The organism is Chryseobacterium sp. NG-CE01 (genome assembly GCF_055695505.1).
In genome coordinates this window covers 1,940,745-1,956,827 of sequence record NZ_CM146369.1, presented here as the reverse complement: position 1 = coordinate 1,956,827, position 16,083 = coordinate 1,940,745, and the positions used below count along the sequence as shown (strand labels likewise).

The following is a 16,083-nucleotide window of genomic DNA, read 5'->3' as shown; positions in this document are numbered from 1 at the left end:
ATCTTCGTTGATTCATCAGGGTTGTTCATGAATTTTATATTTAATGAATTCACGAATGCTCCGCATTTCGAACCTGAACAACAAGAGTCAAAGTCTTGTGTGCTGCCAATTACACTATGAATCAGTTTCATTAATAATGAGTAATAAGCAATTGGTAATATTAAAATCATGCTTTATAATTACACATTATTGATACTCATATTTTGTACGGGAAGAGGGATTCGAACCCCCAAAATCTTAAGCCTAAATCAAGTATGTCTGCCATTTCCACCATTCCCGCAGATTAAGCAATCGGTAATGAGTAATTCACCAGCAGCTTATTATTTGAAGAAAACAAAGCCTGTCTTAATTTTTAGTTTGATATAAGAACTTCTGCGCTCGACAAGCTTTTCTTTCTTCGTAACTAATCTCATTTTAGTTATTTGAGATGGTTATGGGAGTCAAACCCACTCAGCTTACGCAACGGTTTTGCAGACCGCCCCGACTCTTCCACTTCGGCGAACCATCATTTTATGAGTAATCAGTAATGGGCAATGAGTGATTTCCCATATTGTGATTATTCTTTCAATTAAATTTTCTAAAAAATAAAGCCTGTCTTAATTTTTGTTTGATGTAAGAACTTCTGCGCTTTGACAAACTTTATTTGATCTAAAATTTATATTATGTTTAAAACTTTCATTATCGCGCTTCAAACCGAGTTGAGAAAAAGCCTGTCTATATAATATCGTGTTTTTGGCTAAAGATCTTCTGCTCTCGACAAGCCTTTTCTTTTCTCTTTTGAAACAATTAACATTTAGTTATTTGCGATTTCGGAAAGACTCGAACTTTCAACTTCTGGTTTAACAGACCAGCGCTCTACCATTGAGCTACGAAATCTTTTTCTGTAGTTTCGGAAGGATTCGAACCTTCAGCCTTCGGCGTATGAAACCGATACTCTAACCATTTGAGCTACGAAACCGTTTTTGTTATAATCATCTGTGAAAAATTCACATTTTTTGCAATCCATAAGGGAATCGAACCCTTGTCGTTCGGTAGAAAGCCGAATGCACTAACCGCTATGCTAATGGAGCAAACTGTCTGGAAAGCAGGATTCGATCCTGCGACCTCCCGCGTCCAAGGCGGGTAAACAACCACCGTTATCTTTCCAGTTTGCAGATTCACTTCAACTTCTTTTCCGAGAGACAGTCGGATCAGAAATTTCCATGAATCTTTTGGTTTATGCGAGATTATTTACGATCGCATATATTTTCCAATTGAATTCACCAATGCAGGCATTGCGAACTCATGGTCCCGGGAACCAGTGGGGAAAGCCACCGTTACCTCAATAGATCTTGCGGAGAGCAAAGGAATCGAACCTTCACTACTGTCGTAGAACTCATTAGCAGTAAGCCGCAACAAACCAATATTTGCCTACTCTCCTTTTGTGATTCCGACAGGGCTTGAACCTGTAACCGTGGGTTTAGAAAACCCATACTCTATCCAATTGAGCTACGAAATCTTTTTAATGCAAACGATCAATGGTCAGGTCAACTCGCTTTGCCGGTCAATTTAAAATTCACTTGTGAAACGAATTCACTATTGACAATTTTCTATTCACATTTTGGGTATCTCCGGGGATCGAACCCTATTCTCCGGTGCCACAAACCGGTGCTTTACCAAATAAGCTAGAGAAACCATAAAAAAAGCGCCTCTTTTCGGGAGGCGCTTTATGTATTAAGACGTGTCAGTTCATTAGCTGACCCATGTATATAAGCACCTTTTATTCCAAAATCCACTCTCAGGAAGAGCAACGAAAGCACATCTGTGCTGCATTGGTTCTGTACCGCATTGTCCTGAAAATAAATTAGATATGTTATGTAATTGTTTCATTTTATTTTTTGTCTAAAAGTTTTGAAAAGCTGAAAACCTGTTGCTTTCAATTTTCGGTTGCAAAGTAAATATGATTTTTTTTAATCCGCAAATTTATTTTTGATTTAAAACATTGAAAATCAATAATTTAACACTCATTTTTAAAATAGGAAATTCCTGTCCGCAACGGATTGCAGATTCTTCTTTTACCTAAATGACTGTCTCTCATCGGGTTATTGATCACGCTTTATTTTCTTATTTGTTGTTCATTGCTGATTAAAAAATTTTCACTTTTATGGTTATTTTTTTTCGTTCTAAATAATTTCTTGGTTAAAAACACAAAAAACGCCTCAATTTTCGAGGCGTTTTTGCAATATTTTGATAAAATTTTTACGGTTTACGGTAAACAATTTTCAAAGCAAGCACATTTCGCCTCATTCAATATCATCCATTCATATCCAAACGATCCCTTTACTACAGGGCGATCGCATAGATTTAAACTGATATGTGCTCTTTGTATTGTCATATTTTTATTGATGCAAAGATAAAGGTTTTTCCCGGAAATTTAATCTGCCATTAGAGAAGATGAAGTGATAAGGCCGGTTCAGTAAGGAAGTTTTTAATTTCTAAACATTTTATTTCTACCCGTTTTATATCTTGAAATATCTTTTAAAATCACATCATCGTGCGGATTGAAATATTTTAATTCATTGACAATTTCCGAATGGGTACCTATTTTCTCGGCAATAATTTCGTAGGCAATATTTCTGGTTGTTCCCTGAAGATATGAATCTTTTTTAAATTCGTATTTCAGGGCTTCAAGATACGTGATCTTTTTCTCTGAAGGCGTTTTCTGATATATCTCCTGAATTTCATGCTCAAGATTCTTCACATCATAGATATTGGCAAAATAATTATTAAGACAATTGAACGCATCTTTATCTGTTTCCCATCCTTTCAGTAAAATTTGCTGGGCTTCTTCAGGCATCTCCATTTTCTTACGGTAAATCAATGAGCCTTTTACCATCTGATTATTTTTTACATAATCGTCCACAACCATCTGGTAATAGGTATTAGCATTTTTAGGATCATTGATCTCCCGGTAAAGATCACCTACTTTTTCTTTGTGCTCCAGCTCTTTGTAAAGCTCTATTGCTTTCCTGTATTGTTTTGCTTTTTCATAACAATGGGCAGCCTCGGATTTATTTTTCAGTTTGTTCAGGTAGATAACAGCCGCCTCGTTGTAAAATCCTCCTTCCTCGAGAATTTTAGCTCCGCGGTAATTGTCCCGCAGGAGATTGATGTAAACTTTGGCCGCCTTTCTATAATCTTTTTCACGGATATAGCTTTGGGCAAGATCTTCGTATTTATTCCTGATTTTATCAAAAAGAGTGCTTTCCACATAAAAATTTCCGCCGGATGCCGCACCTCTTTTTCCTTGTATATTCTTTTCTTTTTCCTTGTCTTCAAGGCGGGTAATGACAATGAAAATAATAAAAGCTATGATAATAAAAATCAGGAGAGTTCCTACGACGCTCCAGAAACTCTGATGAAACAGCTGTGCTAATAGCGCGATAACTTTAATAACCACCAGGATAAAAAATGCTGCGCTGAATTTGTTGATAAATTTCTGATTATTCATCCTTATCCGTTTTTAAAATGGTTTTATCTTCGCTGAACAAGCGGTAAAGCAGTACAACAACACAGATAATTAAAATCCATACAAACCAGTTGTAGCCGAACATCTCAATCAGCGGATAGAAGATATAAGCTAACATGGCGATAAGCAGAATGATGAGAAAAATTTTAATCCCACCCGGAACGTTTTGCCCACCAACATCTAAGGATTTTCTTTTTACAATAAAATTATACAGTCCGACAACACCTGTCATAAAGATGATCAGCCAGATGATTTCCGAGAAAGAAGTGTCATTTTTTGTATAAGACTCTTCCTTGTCATAAGTTGTTGCTTTTTGATCCGGATCTGCAACAGAAGGCGGTTCAGGATATTCTTTTGTTCCGTACAATCTGCCTAATGAATCTTCAATAAGAACCTGTTTCTTTTTCCAGATGCTTTTCACGATTCCGCTTTCTGCAGGCTTACCCGAACTTATTTTCTGTAATGAATCCTGGATTTTCTTTTTATATTTTTCTTCATTTTGTGCTAAATACTTTACAATTTTTTTACTGTATACTTTTTTTAAAGAATCTTCAGAAGTTTTAACCTTTGTTTGATGATCGGTAATCTCTTTATAAATCTCATTGATGGGTTTTCCTCCGTTTTTAAGATATTCTTCGTAGCTGTTTTTATCTTTTGTATCATTATACCGAAGGAGTGCCTTCATATGTTCGTCCATTAGCCTGCGCCTGTCCTTGCCGTACATGGAATCAATTTTCATATCAATATCCGTTACTCCCGACTGATAGGCTACGGCAGGTTTCATCAAATCTTTATTGACCCCGGAAATTTTCCCTGAGGATACAACAGCCTGATCTTTTGCAGGTTCTTCCTTATTAAGATATACGAACAGCCTTACCAGTCCCATTACAATCAGAACCACCCAGAATACCCAGCGGTAATTTTCTGAATACGTGGAATTTCCGTCCGACATATTCCCTCCAAACAATTTCCCGAGCCAGGTATTTCCAAATTTGAATCTGGCAAAACCATCTCCTCTGGAAGTTCCCATGACATCAAGCGGGACGCCTAAATCCACCGCTCTGTCAGGATATTTTTCGATATATCTTAAATATTTTTCGATCTCCTTTTTATTTCCTTTCATTACTTTTTGAAGGTTGAAAGGCAGATCTTTCATCCATTCTTCTTCCGTTTTAGGATTTTGGAGGGATTCAAGGATCTTTTCGTCATCCATTTCTACGGTGTAGCTCTCGATTTTTTGAGGAACTTTGACACCCTTCGATGGTTTTCTGACTGTATTTCCGGACGACTTTGGATTGCTGATTATGGAGATCCAGTCAATTTCTTCGTTCAATTTTACCAAGCCGAAATCGGGGTGCATGATTAGAAATTCTGCATCTATATTTTGCCAGTCTTCCGGATTTACTCTGGGATAAAAGTCTGTATTTTCAGGAATGAAAAGTTGATTATCTACACTCTGAAAATAAGAATTTTTGCCAATTTCATTCGGTGCGAGATCCTTAAAAATAAGAAAGCAGCCATACAGAACATTTGGTTCATTGGAAGGAATGGGAAACGACCGAACTTCATTTAAATCTATTTCCAACAGTTCCATTTCATACAACCATATCAATGGTGAAGCTTCTTTAATGAGAAGCCCTTTTTTAGGATAATTGTTTTTCGGAAAAGGTTTAATTCTAAGTTCCATATTCCAAAACATGTTTTATAAAAGCTTCCATGTATTGAGAATACATTTCTTCCATTTCCTTTATTTTTAGTTTATTTTCTTTAGGTAGGTAATATTCCGACCCTCCGAAATCAGTCTCTGTTCCTAAGGCCAGGTACCCGTAATCTGTGGAAGGCATATAAAAAACAGGTATATTTTTGTTGCTGCTTTTGAAGGTAAGCATTCCGCGGGAATCGGTGATAATTTCACTTCCGTCCTCAAAGCTGAACACATTTTTATTCTGACTGGCCATTACTTCGATATCCGTAAGGTTTTTTGCAAAAGCATAAAGATTGTTATCATATCTTATGAAAGCATTTTTTGAAATGACCAGTTCTTCAGCCTTGTTTATTCCTATTTTGCTAAAATTATTAAAAATTTTAATTTCACTGTTATACAGTTTTTTAATTTCGGATTCTACCTTTCCATGACTTTTATAAATTAATTTATCGTTTAAAACATATTCTAATGAAATATGACCTTCTATATTAATGAGAGGAATCATCTCACTTTCTTCATGAAATAAGTAAAAATACTTTCCAAAATAAATAAGTCTGTGTCCATCCGGAATTTTTTTTCCAGTAACATTCAGTTCAGCATATTCTTTCGTATTTAAATTTAATTTGGAAATAATTTTTTTATCAGGCTGATACTGGCACAAAATAAATTCCTGCTTTTTGTTTCTTGCCAGCGCAAACTGCCCTTTTGGCTTTACAGAAATATCTTCAATAAGAACTTCAGATCCATGCTGGATTTTATGATTATTGTAATGTTCTCTGTTATAATAATTATCAGATAAATAGGTTTTTAACAATTGCCTTTTATTGCTTAAAATAAAAAATTCCCCTTCATACAGAAAAGTAGCAATTTTATTGGCAGGCGTTGGAAACAGAATCGGATAATTTAATGGAACAGCAGCTTTTTTCCCGTTTGGTGAAGAACTATTTCCTCCATTTCTCTTTCCTTCAGGCGGATTTGCCCACAATTCCTGTAAAGGAAGCATGATTTTCTGAATATGCTTTCTCGTTCCCTTATGATGCTTGTAGAAATTGAGTTCTCCATCAGCTGAAGTTGTCACGAGAAATTTCAGCCGATCCCTGTTTGAATGGATGACTTTCTGCAATTTCTGATCTGCTAAATTGTCCTGGTGGGTGATAAAAAAAACTTCAAGATCTTTTTCTTTATGATTTTCTTCAAAAAACTTTTCCAAAGCCTGGGAAACCTCCAGCACCGGACTTACCTGGTTGAGATTTCCGATAACATGCTCTACTTTATTCAGGGAGATTTCCAGCCCTGTCTGTCCCAATATCAGCACTTTACATTTCGAATGCGCTTTCGGATGCCTGATCACTGCAATTGCCGATGCAAAAGCCAATACTTTAGGAGTTCCCCAATTTTTCAGGGAAGTATCAATGAGAATGATTCTTTCAAAAACATTTTCTTCAGGCGGAATTTCACGCTGAATATAAAGAGCTTCATTATTGGCGACACGGTTCATAAACACCTCATCTTCATTGGCAAATTCAGAGAGAAGCATCCGGTTAAAATCGCCTTTATTGCTCATATCAGAAATCCCTCCGATAGGCTGCTCACCGGGCGAGAGATGGCGCATCGGGATTTTCAGGCCGCTCCAGATTCTTTTGATTAAGCTTCCTATCTGAAAGGTTTTGGGGTCTTCAATCAATTCCTGAATGAAATCTTTTCCGGTTTCCACCGTTGTTTCTTCTTCCAACACCTTATCTTCCAGATCCGGAACTTCCACAATTCCTTTCATTGCCTGAATAATAGACTCAGTAGTACGAAATTTTTCGCTTATATTGATTAAATTCCCAATGTCATCCACTGCAAAAAGCATTGAACGATAAGTTATTTTTTGGGCACATTCCGCAATTTTATACGGTCTTTTGGCGAATCTTTTCAGGATTAAATCTGCACTTCCGGATGAAGTCTGGTTATGAGAACTTTTAAAAAGTGTCTGAAGCAGATTGATTTTATTCTGCCCTGTTTTATAAATCCGTGGTAATCTATTAATGTTTTCTAAAAGCTCTGCAACCTGATCTGTATTCCTGAGCCTTGAGTTTTTTTCAATCTTTTTTAAATAAAAGGAAATACCGTCTAAGTTAAGATAGCCGTCCTGTGAAGCATACAGCACCAACAGCAGCGATCCGAAGGGCGGGAAACCGAAGGGCTGCAATTCTTTCAGGACTTCAATAACATATGCCCTGTAAGCGATTGGCCCCACATTCGGGATAGAAATGAGGTTGAATTCATGATAGCCTGACGGATCCGGGACATCTTCATCCGTTGTCCATTCCCAGAAATAATTTTCGTATGATTGGAAGTATTCGTTCAGTTCCATTCTTGTGCTTTTTCAGTCAGGCGAAACGAGCTTACGGATAATTTCCTGAAATCGTTTTTATGAATTGCCAAAACAGTTCCGTGTTTATCCCACAGAAGCCATTGATCAAGGCCTGCATTGTATTTTTTCTGCAGCAAAGAGCTCATATTTTTAAATTCAAAATCAAAACCCGTTGGCAGCAGATGTCCGTCTTTTTCCCAAAAAGTTTCCCCTGGAAAGCTTAACAATGGAGTTCCCAGGAATAATGCGTTGTCATCAAGAACAATCCAGTTTATTTTCTCAAGTCTGAATTTCGGCTGGGTGATGATGAAGTCCTTAATTTCTGCAATAGAACTTAATAATGCAACTGCAGCACGTTCTTCTTCACAGGGCATTAAGGTAACTTCAATTTTTTCATCAATTCCGAAGAAATTATTGTTGGATAAAGGAAATGTTAACCGTAATGCCTTATCAATTGGCGTCCAGAGTAAAGCTGTTCTCACTTTTTTACTTGGAACTAAGGCATTTCTCCTGAAGAGAAGCGCATCTCTCAACTCGTACAATAAAAAATCAGGCAGCTGCTGGATTTCCGGTGAGGCAGCCTGTTCTTCCGTGAAGCCTTTCAGCCAGATGACCTCTTCTTCCAACGCAATCTGAACATTTTTCCAGTTGCGGATGGAGCCTAAATAGTCTTCATCCCCGCGCGGAATTTCTGCCCAGAATTCTTTTATATGCTCTGAAGGATCTTTTGCCATAGACTTTCGATTTCCTGTTGAATATATTGTTTCTGTTCAGGATTTCTGATCCAGTCGCAACGGCTCTGAAGGTAGCGCAGCTTATCTTTAATGACATTCTGTTCTTCAAAGCTCAATGTTCCGCTGTTCCATTTTTCGGCCAGTATTTTGACATCTTTCATCACTTCTTCCGGATTCGGTGTTTTGTTCTGAAGGGCCTGCGGATGAGATTTCGGATTTTCATCTTTTTCAATAGTCCTGTTGATGATGCCTTCCAGAATTTCAACCTGTTCTTCCGTATCCCAGATATGCTTCAATACCCAAAGGTCGGAAAGAATGGCTTCATTCCTTCCGCAGATCAGAGCACTGGCAGCAATAAGATTCTGTATTTTAACAGCTCTTCGGTCGGATATGGCAATTCCTGTATTTCGCAGACTTAATATGGTGTTGAGGTACACTTCATAAATTGGCCTTAAATCAACTGTTTTACAGAGATCCTGAAGTTCTTTTATTTCGTGGGAAAGAATTTCCGGCACATCCGTTTCAGTGGTATTTTCCAGTTTTCTTCCGGCTAAAAGCACCTGATGAAGAAGGTCGGGATGTACATAATCTACATTGATCCTGATCAGGAAACGGTCGAACAATGCATTCAGCGCTTCATCTTCGGGAAGAACATTGCTTGCGCCCACAAACATAAGCGCGGGAAGATGTTTTGTTTCTTTTCCTCTTTTAAAGATCTTTTCATTTAAAGCCATTAAAAGGGAATTCAGAATGGCAGAATTCGCATTGAAAATTTCATCAAGAAAAACCATCGACGCTTCGGGCATCATGCCTTCGGTATTGGTAAGCAGTTCGCCTTCTTTTAATTTTCTGATATCGAAAGGCCCGAAAATTTCATTCGGCTCAGTAAAACGGGTGAGCAGATACTCGAAGTTTTTCCCGTCTTTTACGGTCTGCGCCAATGTTCTCACAATGGCTGATTTTGCCGTTCCGGGAGGGCCATATAAAAAGGCATTTTCTCTTGCCAGAAGGCATATTCCCAATAAATCCACCACATCGTTTTTTCCGACAAAAGTGTTTTTAATATAGGCTAGGACGGTGTTTAATTTTTCTATATTCTGGGTCATTTGTTTTTTGTGTTATTTTTCTTTTTGACGAAAATTATTATTTTTTAATCTGCTTTTTTTAACGCAAATTTCACAAAGTTTATTTTAACTACTAACTGTTTTTAAGTTCGTAAATTTACTTTGGCAGGCTCCATAAACTTTTTCAATTATTAAAGAAATACAGAAGTTAGTTTTCTATGATTTTTAATTCTTTCCAATAAATATCTTTATAAATGCCAAATTCAGCAATTAACAATTGATTGATATAGGGAATCTCTGCAAGTTTATAAGATCTTTTTTCTACAATTCTTTCCAGATATAATTTTCGGTACGTTTTATCCTTTAATTCTTCTTCCCAATTGATATTGCCCAGTTCCGCATCAAATCCTACGGCTGAATAATGAAATTGTTGAAGGATATTCTCCAGCATCCTGATTAACGGATCTTCCGGATCTGCATCATATAAAGCAGTAATGATCTGCGGCAAAAACCGTAAGGATAAATCTGCGGATAACAGGGAAGAAACATCTCTTTTGCCTGTATACTCGGGGATCAGCTTCCGGAGGTCTTTGGAAGTATCTTTTCTTATGAGATACAATTGCGCACTGTGGTACAGCACTTTTGCAGCCCAGACAGCAGCTTCCTTGTTAAAGTCGATTTGGTTGGACTGAAATTCAAGTCTTTCTTTTTCGAATTCGGATTCCAGATAATCTGCCGTATCGCTGATTTCTTTTGCTGATATTTCATGAATATCTGTAAAAATAGTGATGCATTCATCGTTACGGAGAAGAAATAAAGTATCTAAAAAAGGGAATCTGGGTTGCATCATGTCGTTGAATAATAATTGGGAAATAAAAACAGAAATTATTTTCTTTTGGAAGATTTTCTGATATACAGCTGAGGAGCCAGAACAACTTTCTTTTCAATGGAAATACCGGTTCCGTTCTCTTTTACGCTTTCAATGAAAACCTGGCCCGCCATTTTTCCCATCATCACCGGAGTCTGATCAACAGAACTTATCGGCAGCTCCATAAACTGGGTAAAAGGTTCATTGGAAAAACCAATTACCGCAACTTCCTGTGGAATTTTAATTTTTTTCTTTTTCAGTTCCTGACAGGCTCCTAATGCCGCAAAATCACTGGCCGAAAAGATTGCGTCGGGGATAGATTTTCTGTCCCAAAGTGTTTTAATCGCCTCGATTCCGGCTTCTATAGAACTGCCGGTCATGATGATATTTTCTTCCTTTACCTGAAAATTATGATCGGTTAAGGCCTGTTTGTAGCCATTTAAACGGTTCTGGTAAATCTCAAGATTAAGATCCCCTGAAAAATGGCAGATGTTTTTATATCCTTCTTTGATGAGGTGTTCGGTTGCCATATATCCGCCACGGTAATCGTCTATGGTTACAGTACTGATTCCGGAAATGTCTTTTTTACGGTCGAAAAAAATGATGGGAGTATTTGTAGTATCCAGTATATTCCTGATATGTGCCGTATCGATGGTTGTTCTGGAAACCGACATAAAGATCCCGTCAACCTGTGCATTGAGTAAGGTATTAAGATGCTTCTTCTCGATATTGACATCTTCGTGGCTCTGGCAGATGATCACATGATATCCGAAAGGGGAAAGCTCCTCTTCAATTCCGCGGATTACGGAGGAAAAAAAGTTGGTATTGACAAACGGAACAATGATGCCGACATTTTTGGTTTCCCCGCTCTTTAAAGCTTTGGCCAGATTGTTCTGCTTATAGTTCATCTCCTTGGCCGTCTTGTTCACCAGGTCTTTTGTTGCCTGGCTTATTCGGGGATGGTTGTTCAGCGCTCTCGAAACAGTTGCCACACTTACGTTAAGCTTCTTCGAAATATCATAGATGGTGGCATTTTTTTTATTCATACCTGTTTTTAGTTATGTCTCTAAACGAATGCGGATTAATGACGTAAATTTAATCAAATTCTGTCTATCAGAAAGGAAATGTAAGCATTTTATATTACATTTGAACATGAACCATAGAAACCGCGGTAAAAATACATCCGACGACAGTTTATTCGGATCAGAAAAGCAGATTGACACACTGAAAACGGCTGTTCAGGATATGCATTATTTGCTTTCGCGAGGGTATCCCGAAAAAGCATCTTCTGAACTGGCAGGAAACCGTTACCGGCTGAAAACAAGACAGATTCAGGCGATCAGAGGTGCTTCTGCATCGCAGGATCAGATCCTGAACCGGAAATCAAAAGAATATGAAGCAGGAGACCTGAAAGGTGAAACCCTTTATATGGATGGCTTTAATGTATTAATCCTTTTGGAAAGCATGCTTTCCGGAGCTTATATCTTTGAAGGGCTGGACGGATGTTTTCGTGATCTTTCAGGGGTTCACGGCACCTACAAAAGGGTAAACCAAACCCTGCCTTCTTTAGAGCTGGCTGCTTCTTTTTTTCAACATTGCGGTGTCGGGAAGCTTTGCTGGATCTTTGACAGACCGGTATCCAACAGCGGACGAATCTGTCAGTTTATCGCGGAATTTGCACAGGAAAGAAAGCTTGATTGGGAAGCCTCACTGGAATTTAACCCCGATCAGTTTCTGGCTGAACGCGAAGAGATCGTTATTTCTTCGGATGCATGGATTCTGGATCACTGTAAAAAGTGGTTCAACCTGCTCAGATACCTTATTGACAATAAAAATCTTAATGCCAATATCATTCAGTTTTCTTTAGCCTAAAAAAAGTGTCATCCTAAAAAATGAAAAATCCAGACAAATTAATTTTGAAAGATCCTTCGTTCCTCAGAATGACAAATGTAAATTATTTTAATTATTGAGACCGCTTCTACCATTCTGGGCATTATCTCAGAATATTGTCTGCTGATCTGTTTTATAAACTTTTCAATGCAGATTCCAAAGCAAGCTCCATCATAGGCTTCAGTGCTCTTTCTCTTTCGTCTGCAGAAATTTTCTCGTGGGTCGGAATAATGTCTGTCACCGTAAGGACCGTTGCCGCATTTTTCCCTAAATACTGAGCGTTGGCAAATAACCCAAATGCTTCCATTTCCACAGCCGGACAGTTGTATTTTGCAGCAATGGCCGGTACGGCAGGATCTTTTCTGTAGAAAATATCGCTGCTGTGCACGTTGATGGATTTTGTTTTCAGAGAAAGTTCTTCTGCCGTCTGGTTAATGGTATTGTAAATACTGCCCTGATGCGGAAGGATCTCGTCTTCTATTTCCCAGGCGTACCTGGCATAGGTACTTTCACTGGCGGCATTTTCCACATTTAGAATATCAAAAAGCTGGAGATCGGTGCTGTATGCTCCGCAGGTCCCGATTCTGATAATCGTATCTACGTCATATTCCGTGAACAGCTCGAAAGAATAGATCCCGATGCTCGGAAAGCCCATTCCGCTGGCTCCTACGGTGATTTCTTTTCCTTTATAAAAACCTGTATAATAGAATATGCCTCTTGTCTTGCTTACCAGTTCTGCATTTTCAAGATATTTTTGGGCGATAAACTGCGCCCTGAGCGGATCTCCCGGCTGCAATACGACTTTGGCTATTTCTCCTTTATTGGCACTGATGTGAATACTCATACTTTTATTTTCAATGGGACAAAGATACAAATCCGCGATTGATTTAGGGTGAAATCTTTGATGATTCCAGCTGACCACCCCGTCTTAATTTCCCTGAAAATTAATCCACCCCTCTCCCATACATTTAAACACGAGAGATTCCCCTCCTTTGGAGGGGTGGCGAAAATTCGAAAGAATTTTTGACGGGGTGGTTACGTTAGATTCCTTTCTAAATTTTTAAACCTGGCCTGTAAACCGTTTATTTTCAGATGATACTTTGGAGAAAAGTCCATTCTTACTGATGGTTCTGTATTTCCCTTTTCTTATAGTTGGTAAGATAAATTCCTTTCTCAGAATTTTTCGAAAAATTGGTTCCGAATTCCCAGAACAGGCGCGCATTTTCCCTGGCTTTTTCGTTGGTGAAGTTTTCGTATTCGATTCTGTAAATAGAACTGAATAAACGGGACCGCCCTACCCCGTGGTGACAGTGGATCAGAACAGGATAATTGTCGGGATCGTCCATAATTTTAAGAAATTTCTGCACCGTGCTGTCCTGAGGGATCTGGTCGGTGGGTAAATTAAAATAATGAAGACCGGTAATTTTATCGGCTGCAAATTCCTCGGCATTGACCTGCTTTTTTGTTTCGGGGTTTAAAGCGGTCCGTACCAGACCGTCGCGTAAATCGACGATGGTCTTTATTTTATGATCGCTTACGAAATCCGCCAGCTTTTCCGGAGGAACAGCCCCCGAATTGTAAACCTTGTTTTCTGAAATCGTTACCAGATTATACCGTACTTTTTTCTGATAAAATACAAAGGCAAGCACCAATGCGGCAATAACAACCAATGGGATTAACATTCTTCTGACTCTATTATTTTTGAAATTGAGTTTCATAATCTTTTGAAATAAAATTCAATACTGCGAATCTACAATCTTTTTTTGGGGCGATGCTGTAATTCTTTTATTTTTTCTTTTTTAAATGTGTCGGATTTATGATCCGGAACTTTCTGGCAAACATAATTTGTTTTAGCCTGAAATCTTCATGATTCTATTTAACCACCCCGTCTTAATTTTCCCTGAAAATTAATCCACCCCTCCAGGGGAGGGGAATTTCTGTGTGATGGAATTGTATTTTTAAATTCCCTACTCCGGAAATCTAGAAATAAGATTCGCCGATTCTTTACTGTTTATAAAACAATGAGGCATTGGTGGCGAAAATTCGAAAGATTTTGACGATGTTGAGGCAATTTTTTTTGAATATGAAGATATGATTACAGTTATGCGGACAACTTAACGCCTAAGAAACTTTAGCCTATCACGCATTTTGTTTTTTTATTCTGTATTCTTTCCCCCAATCTGCCATTGATTGCATTATCGGCGACAGGGTAAGCCCAAAATCGGTTAATGTATATTCAACCCGTGGTGGGATTTCAGCATAAATTTTCCTGCTTATCAGCCCATCATCTTCCAATTCTCTCAACTGCTGAGTAAGCATTGATTGGGTAATGCCCTTTACACTCCGCTTCAGTTCCCCAAACCTTGCAGGTGAGGTATGATAGATCGCATTAATTAAGATGGCTTTCCATTTTCCACCTAAAACCTGCATTGTTGCAGTTACCGGACAGGATTCTTCATCAAAAACAAATTTTTTTTCATTTTTATTTAGCTGATTATCAATATTAGTATCATTTTTCATACTTACACATTTTAAACGCCCTACTTGTTTTATTTATTTTAACTCTGAATATTTGCACTACAAAATTAATTAAAACTAACAAATAATAAAAAATTAATTATTTCATTTAAATTCTTTTTATCATGATTAATAACGCTCACATCCGCCCGCTTGAAATTCTGCGTATAGACAGCAGCTCGCGTCATGCCGATTCAGTATCCCGAAACCTGACCGACCACCTGGTGGATCGCCTGTTGCGGGAATATCCTGAGGCTAAGGTCACGACCCGGGATTTAGCGGCAGACCTCCCGCTCCCAACGGAGGGATTCGTTAATGGCAGTCTGTATTCCATGCAAGATCCAACCCCGGCTATGCAGGCCGCGATACAGCTTTCCAACGAAATGGTGGCCGAACTGTTAGCCGCTGATATAGTGGTACTCGGCATGCCGGTCTATAACTGGACTATTCCCTCTACTTTTAAGGCATACGTTGACCATGTCAGCCGTCTCGGTGTCACCTTTGAATATGTTGACGGCGTCTCGCGAGGCTTAGTCCGCGCCCGCAGCGTTTACATCCTCTTTACCAGCGGGGGAACCGCCATAGGCAGCGAGAAGGATTTCGCAACTCCGTATGTGACGCATTTGTGGCGGACATTGGGTATTCAGGATGTGCAGATTATCGATGCTTCAGGGCTTTTGTCTGACGCTGAGGAGAAAATAAGCACTGCAAAGAATCAGATCGATCAGTTGGTGATGCCTGTATTTGCATGATTTCTTAATGGCTAAATCCTAAAAGGCATCTTCGGAAATGCTGTCATTTTCGGACAAAACCTTCCTTTAAAAGATGCTGACTAAGTACACAGGCAAATGGAAAACAGGAAAACAACAGGTAAAAAATTGTGATGATTCCTTAACGAACAAAAACAATAAACACTTAATTAAAATTCAATAAAAATGGTAAATACTCTCAATTGGTTTGAAATACCAGCTACAGATTTCGAAAGAGCAGTGACTTTTTATGCAAAAGTTTTAGATGCTCAGATTCATGCCGACCCCAATCCTAATATGCAATATGCCTATTTACCGTCTGATCCCCAAAAAGGAGGATTCGGCGGCGCAATTGCCAGCGGCGAAAACTTTGCTCCTGCCATGACCGGCACAACCGTATACCTGGATGGCGGAAATGATCTTTCTGTTCCCTTAAGCAGAGTAGAAAGTGCCGGCGGAACCGTTATTCTGCCGAAAACTTCTATTGGTAACAATGGCTTTATTGCACTTTTTATCGACACAGAAGGAAACAAGGTGGGGTTTCATTCGATGGGGTAATACAGCGTTCTCCTATATCTTTTTAAAACAGCTGATAGAAATATTATTATTGATATTTCCATCAGCTTTTTGCTATAGGTATCTCTTGGTATATTTTCGCAAGTGCAGCTGTGATTTCATTTCATTTTTCT

The 16,083-nt window shown here is 38.5% G+C and carries 13 protein-coding genes and 9 tRNA genes; 3 read left to right on the top strand and 19 right to left on the bottom strand.

The features are described 5' to 3' along the window. Window positions 1-206 precede the first annotated feature (206 nt). The 16 genes from ACYT6F_RS09350 to ACYT6F_RS09275 form a co-directional block, all read right to left on the bottom strand. Window positions 207-280 (bottom strand) — tRNA-Leu (locus ACYT6F_RS09350). A 145-nt stretch (window positions 281-425) separates the two neighbouring features. Then, a tRNA-Cys gene (locus ACYT6F_RS09345) sits at window positions 426-507 on the bottom strand. 297 nt (window positions 508-804) lie between these two features. Continuing rightward, a tRNA-Asn gene (locus ACYT6F_RS09340) sits at window positions 805-876 on the bottom strand. Window positions 877-884: 8 nt separating this feature from the next. Beyond that, window positions 885-958 (bottom strand) — tRNA-Met (locus tag ACYT6F_RS09335). 40 nt (window positions 959-998) lie between these two features. Beyond that, window positions 999-1,070, bottom strand: a tRNA-Glu gene (locus ACYT6F_RS09330). 6 nt (window positions 1,071-1,076) lie between these two features. Next, window positions 1,077-1,148 (bottom strand) — tRNA-Pro (locus ACYT6F_RS09325). A gap of 186 nt (window positions 1,149-1,334) precedes the next feature. Then, window positions 1,335-1,419: transfer RNA gene (locus tag ACYT6F_RS09320), tRNA-Ser, on the bottom strand. Window positions 1,420-1,424: 5 nt separating this feature from the next. After that, a tRNA-Arg gene (locus ACYT6F_RS09315) sits at window positions 1,425-1,498 on the bottom strand. 104 nt (window positions 1,499-1,602) lie between these two features. Beyond that, window positions 1,603-1,675, bottom strand: a tRNA-His gene (locus ACYT6F_RS09310). 792 nt (window positions 1,676-2,467) lie between these two features. After that, window positions 2,468-3,490 (bottom strand): tetratricopeptide repeat protein, encoded by a 1,023-nt coding sequence (locus ACYT6F_RS09305; RefSeq protein WP_472600911.1) that lies wholly within the window; start codon window positions 3,488-3,490, stop codon window positions 2,468-2,470. Then, on the bottom strand, window positions 3,483-5,195 hold the full coding sequence (locus ACYT6F_RS09300; protein WP_472600910.1) for an APC family permease: 1,713 nt from the start codon (window positions 5,193-5,195) through the stop codon (window positions 3,483-3,485). The genes ACYT6F_RS09305 and ACYT6F_RS09300 overlap by 8 nt, the downstream gene beginning before the upstream one ends. Further along, the gene (locus ACYT6F_RS09295) at window positions 5,185-7,572 is read right to left on the bottom strand and encodes a hypothetical protein (RefSeq protein WP_472600909.1); all 2,388 of its coding nucleotides are present in this window, start codon (window positions 7,570-7,572) and stop codon (window positions 5,185-5,187) included. Before ACYT6F_RS09295 ends, ACYT6F_RS09300 begins: the two co-directional genes overlap by 11 nt. After that, window positions 7,563-8,306, bottom strand: coding sequence for a hypothetical protein (locus ACYT6F_RS09290; protein ID WP_472600908.1), 744 nt, complete (start codon window positions 8,304-8,306; stop codon window positions 7,563-7,565). The genes ACYT6F_RS09295 and ACYT6F_RS09290 overlap by 10 nt, the downstream gene beginning before the upstream one ends. Continuing rightward, window positions 8,279-9,412 (bottom strand): AAA family ATPase, encoded by a 1,134-nt coding sequence (locus ACYT6F_RS09285; protein ID WP_472600907.1) that lies wholly within the window; start codon window positions 9,410-9,412, stop codon window positions 8,279-8,281. The genes ACYT6F_RS09290 and ACYT6F_RS09285 overlap by 28 nt, the downstream gene beginning before the upstream one ends. 166 nt (window positions 9,413-9,578) lie before the next feature. Continuing rightward, window positions 9,579-10,220, bottom strand: coding sequence for a hypothetical protein (locus ACYT6F_RS09280; protein WP_472600906.1), 642 nt, complete (start codon window positions 10,218-10,220; stop codon window positions 9,579-9,581). Between the two features lie 35 nt (window positions 10,221-10,255). Beyond that, window positions 10,256-11,284: a LacI family DNA-binding transcriptional regulator gene (locus ACYT6F_RS09275; RefSeq protein ID WP_472600905.1), complete on the bottom strand. Its 1,029-nt coding sequence runs from the start codon at window positions 11,282-11,284 to the stop codon at window positions 10,256-10,258. 106 nt (window positions 11,285-11,390) lie between these two features. Here ACYT6F_RS09275 and ACYT6F_RS09270 point away from each other — a divergent pair, with 106 nt between their 5' ends. Then, window positions 11,391-12,110, top strand: a complete 720-nt coding sequence (locus tag ACYT6F_RS09270; protein WP_472600904.1) for a DUF434 domain-containing protein — start codon at window positions 11,391-11,393, stop codon at window positions 12,108-12,110. Window positions 12,111-12,261: 151 nt separating this feature from the next. On the opposite strand, the gene deoD is transcribed toward ACYT6F_RS09270, so the two are convergent. The 3 genes from deoD to ACYT6F_RS09255 form a co-directional block, all read right to left on the bottom strand. Next, window positions 12,262-12,972: a purine-nucleoside phosphorylase gene (deoD, locus tag ACYT6F_RS09265; protein WP_472600903.1), complete on the bottom strand. Its 711-nt coding sequence runs from the start codon at window positions 12,970-12,972 to the stop codon at window positions 12,262-12,264. Window positions 12,973-13,246: 274 nt separating this feature from the next. Beyond that, window positions 13,247-13,846, bottom strand: coding sequence for a dual specificity protein phosphatase family protein (locus ACYT6F_RS09260; protein WP_472600902.1), 600 nt, complete (start codon window positions 13,844-13,846; stop codon window positions 13,247-13,249). Between the two features lie 421 nt (window positions 13,847-14,267). Then, window positions 14,268-14,648 carry a winged helix-turn-helix transcriptional regulator gene (locus ACYT6F_RS09255; RefSeq protein ID WP_472600901.1) on the bottom strand — a complete coding sequence of 127 codons (381 nt, stop codon included), beginning with the start codon at window positions 14,646-14,648 and terminating at the stop codon, window positions 14,268-14,270. A 122-nt stretch (window positions 14,649-14,770) separates the two neighbouring features. Here ACYT6F_RS09255 and ACYT6F_RS09250 point away from each other — a divergent pair, with 122 nt between their 5' ends. Both ACYT6F_RS09250 and ACYT6F_RS09245 read left to right on the top strand, forming a co-directional pair. Continuing rightward, a complete protein-coding gene (locus tag ACYT6F_RS09250) occupies window positions 14,771-15,397 on the top strand; it encodes an FMN-dependent NADH-azoreductase (RefSeq protein WP_472600900.1) in 627 nt (208 codons plus the stop codon). A 183-nt stretch (window positions 15,398-15,580) separates the two neighbouring features. Continuing rightward, window positions 15,581-15,952, top strand: a complete 372-nt coding sequence (locus ACYT6F_RS09245) for a VOC family protein (RefSeq protein WP_472600899.1) — start codon at window positions 15,581-15,583, stop codon at window positions 15,950-15,952. Window positions 15,953-16,083 lie beyond the last annotated feature (131 nt).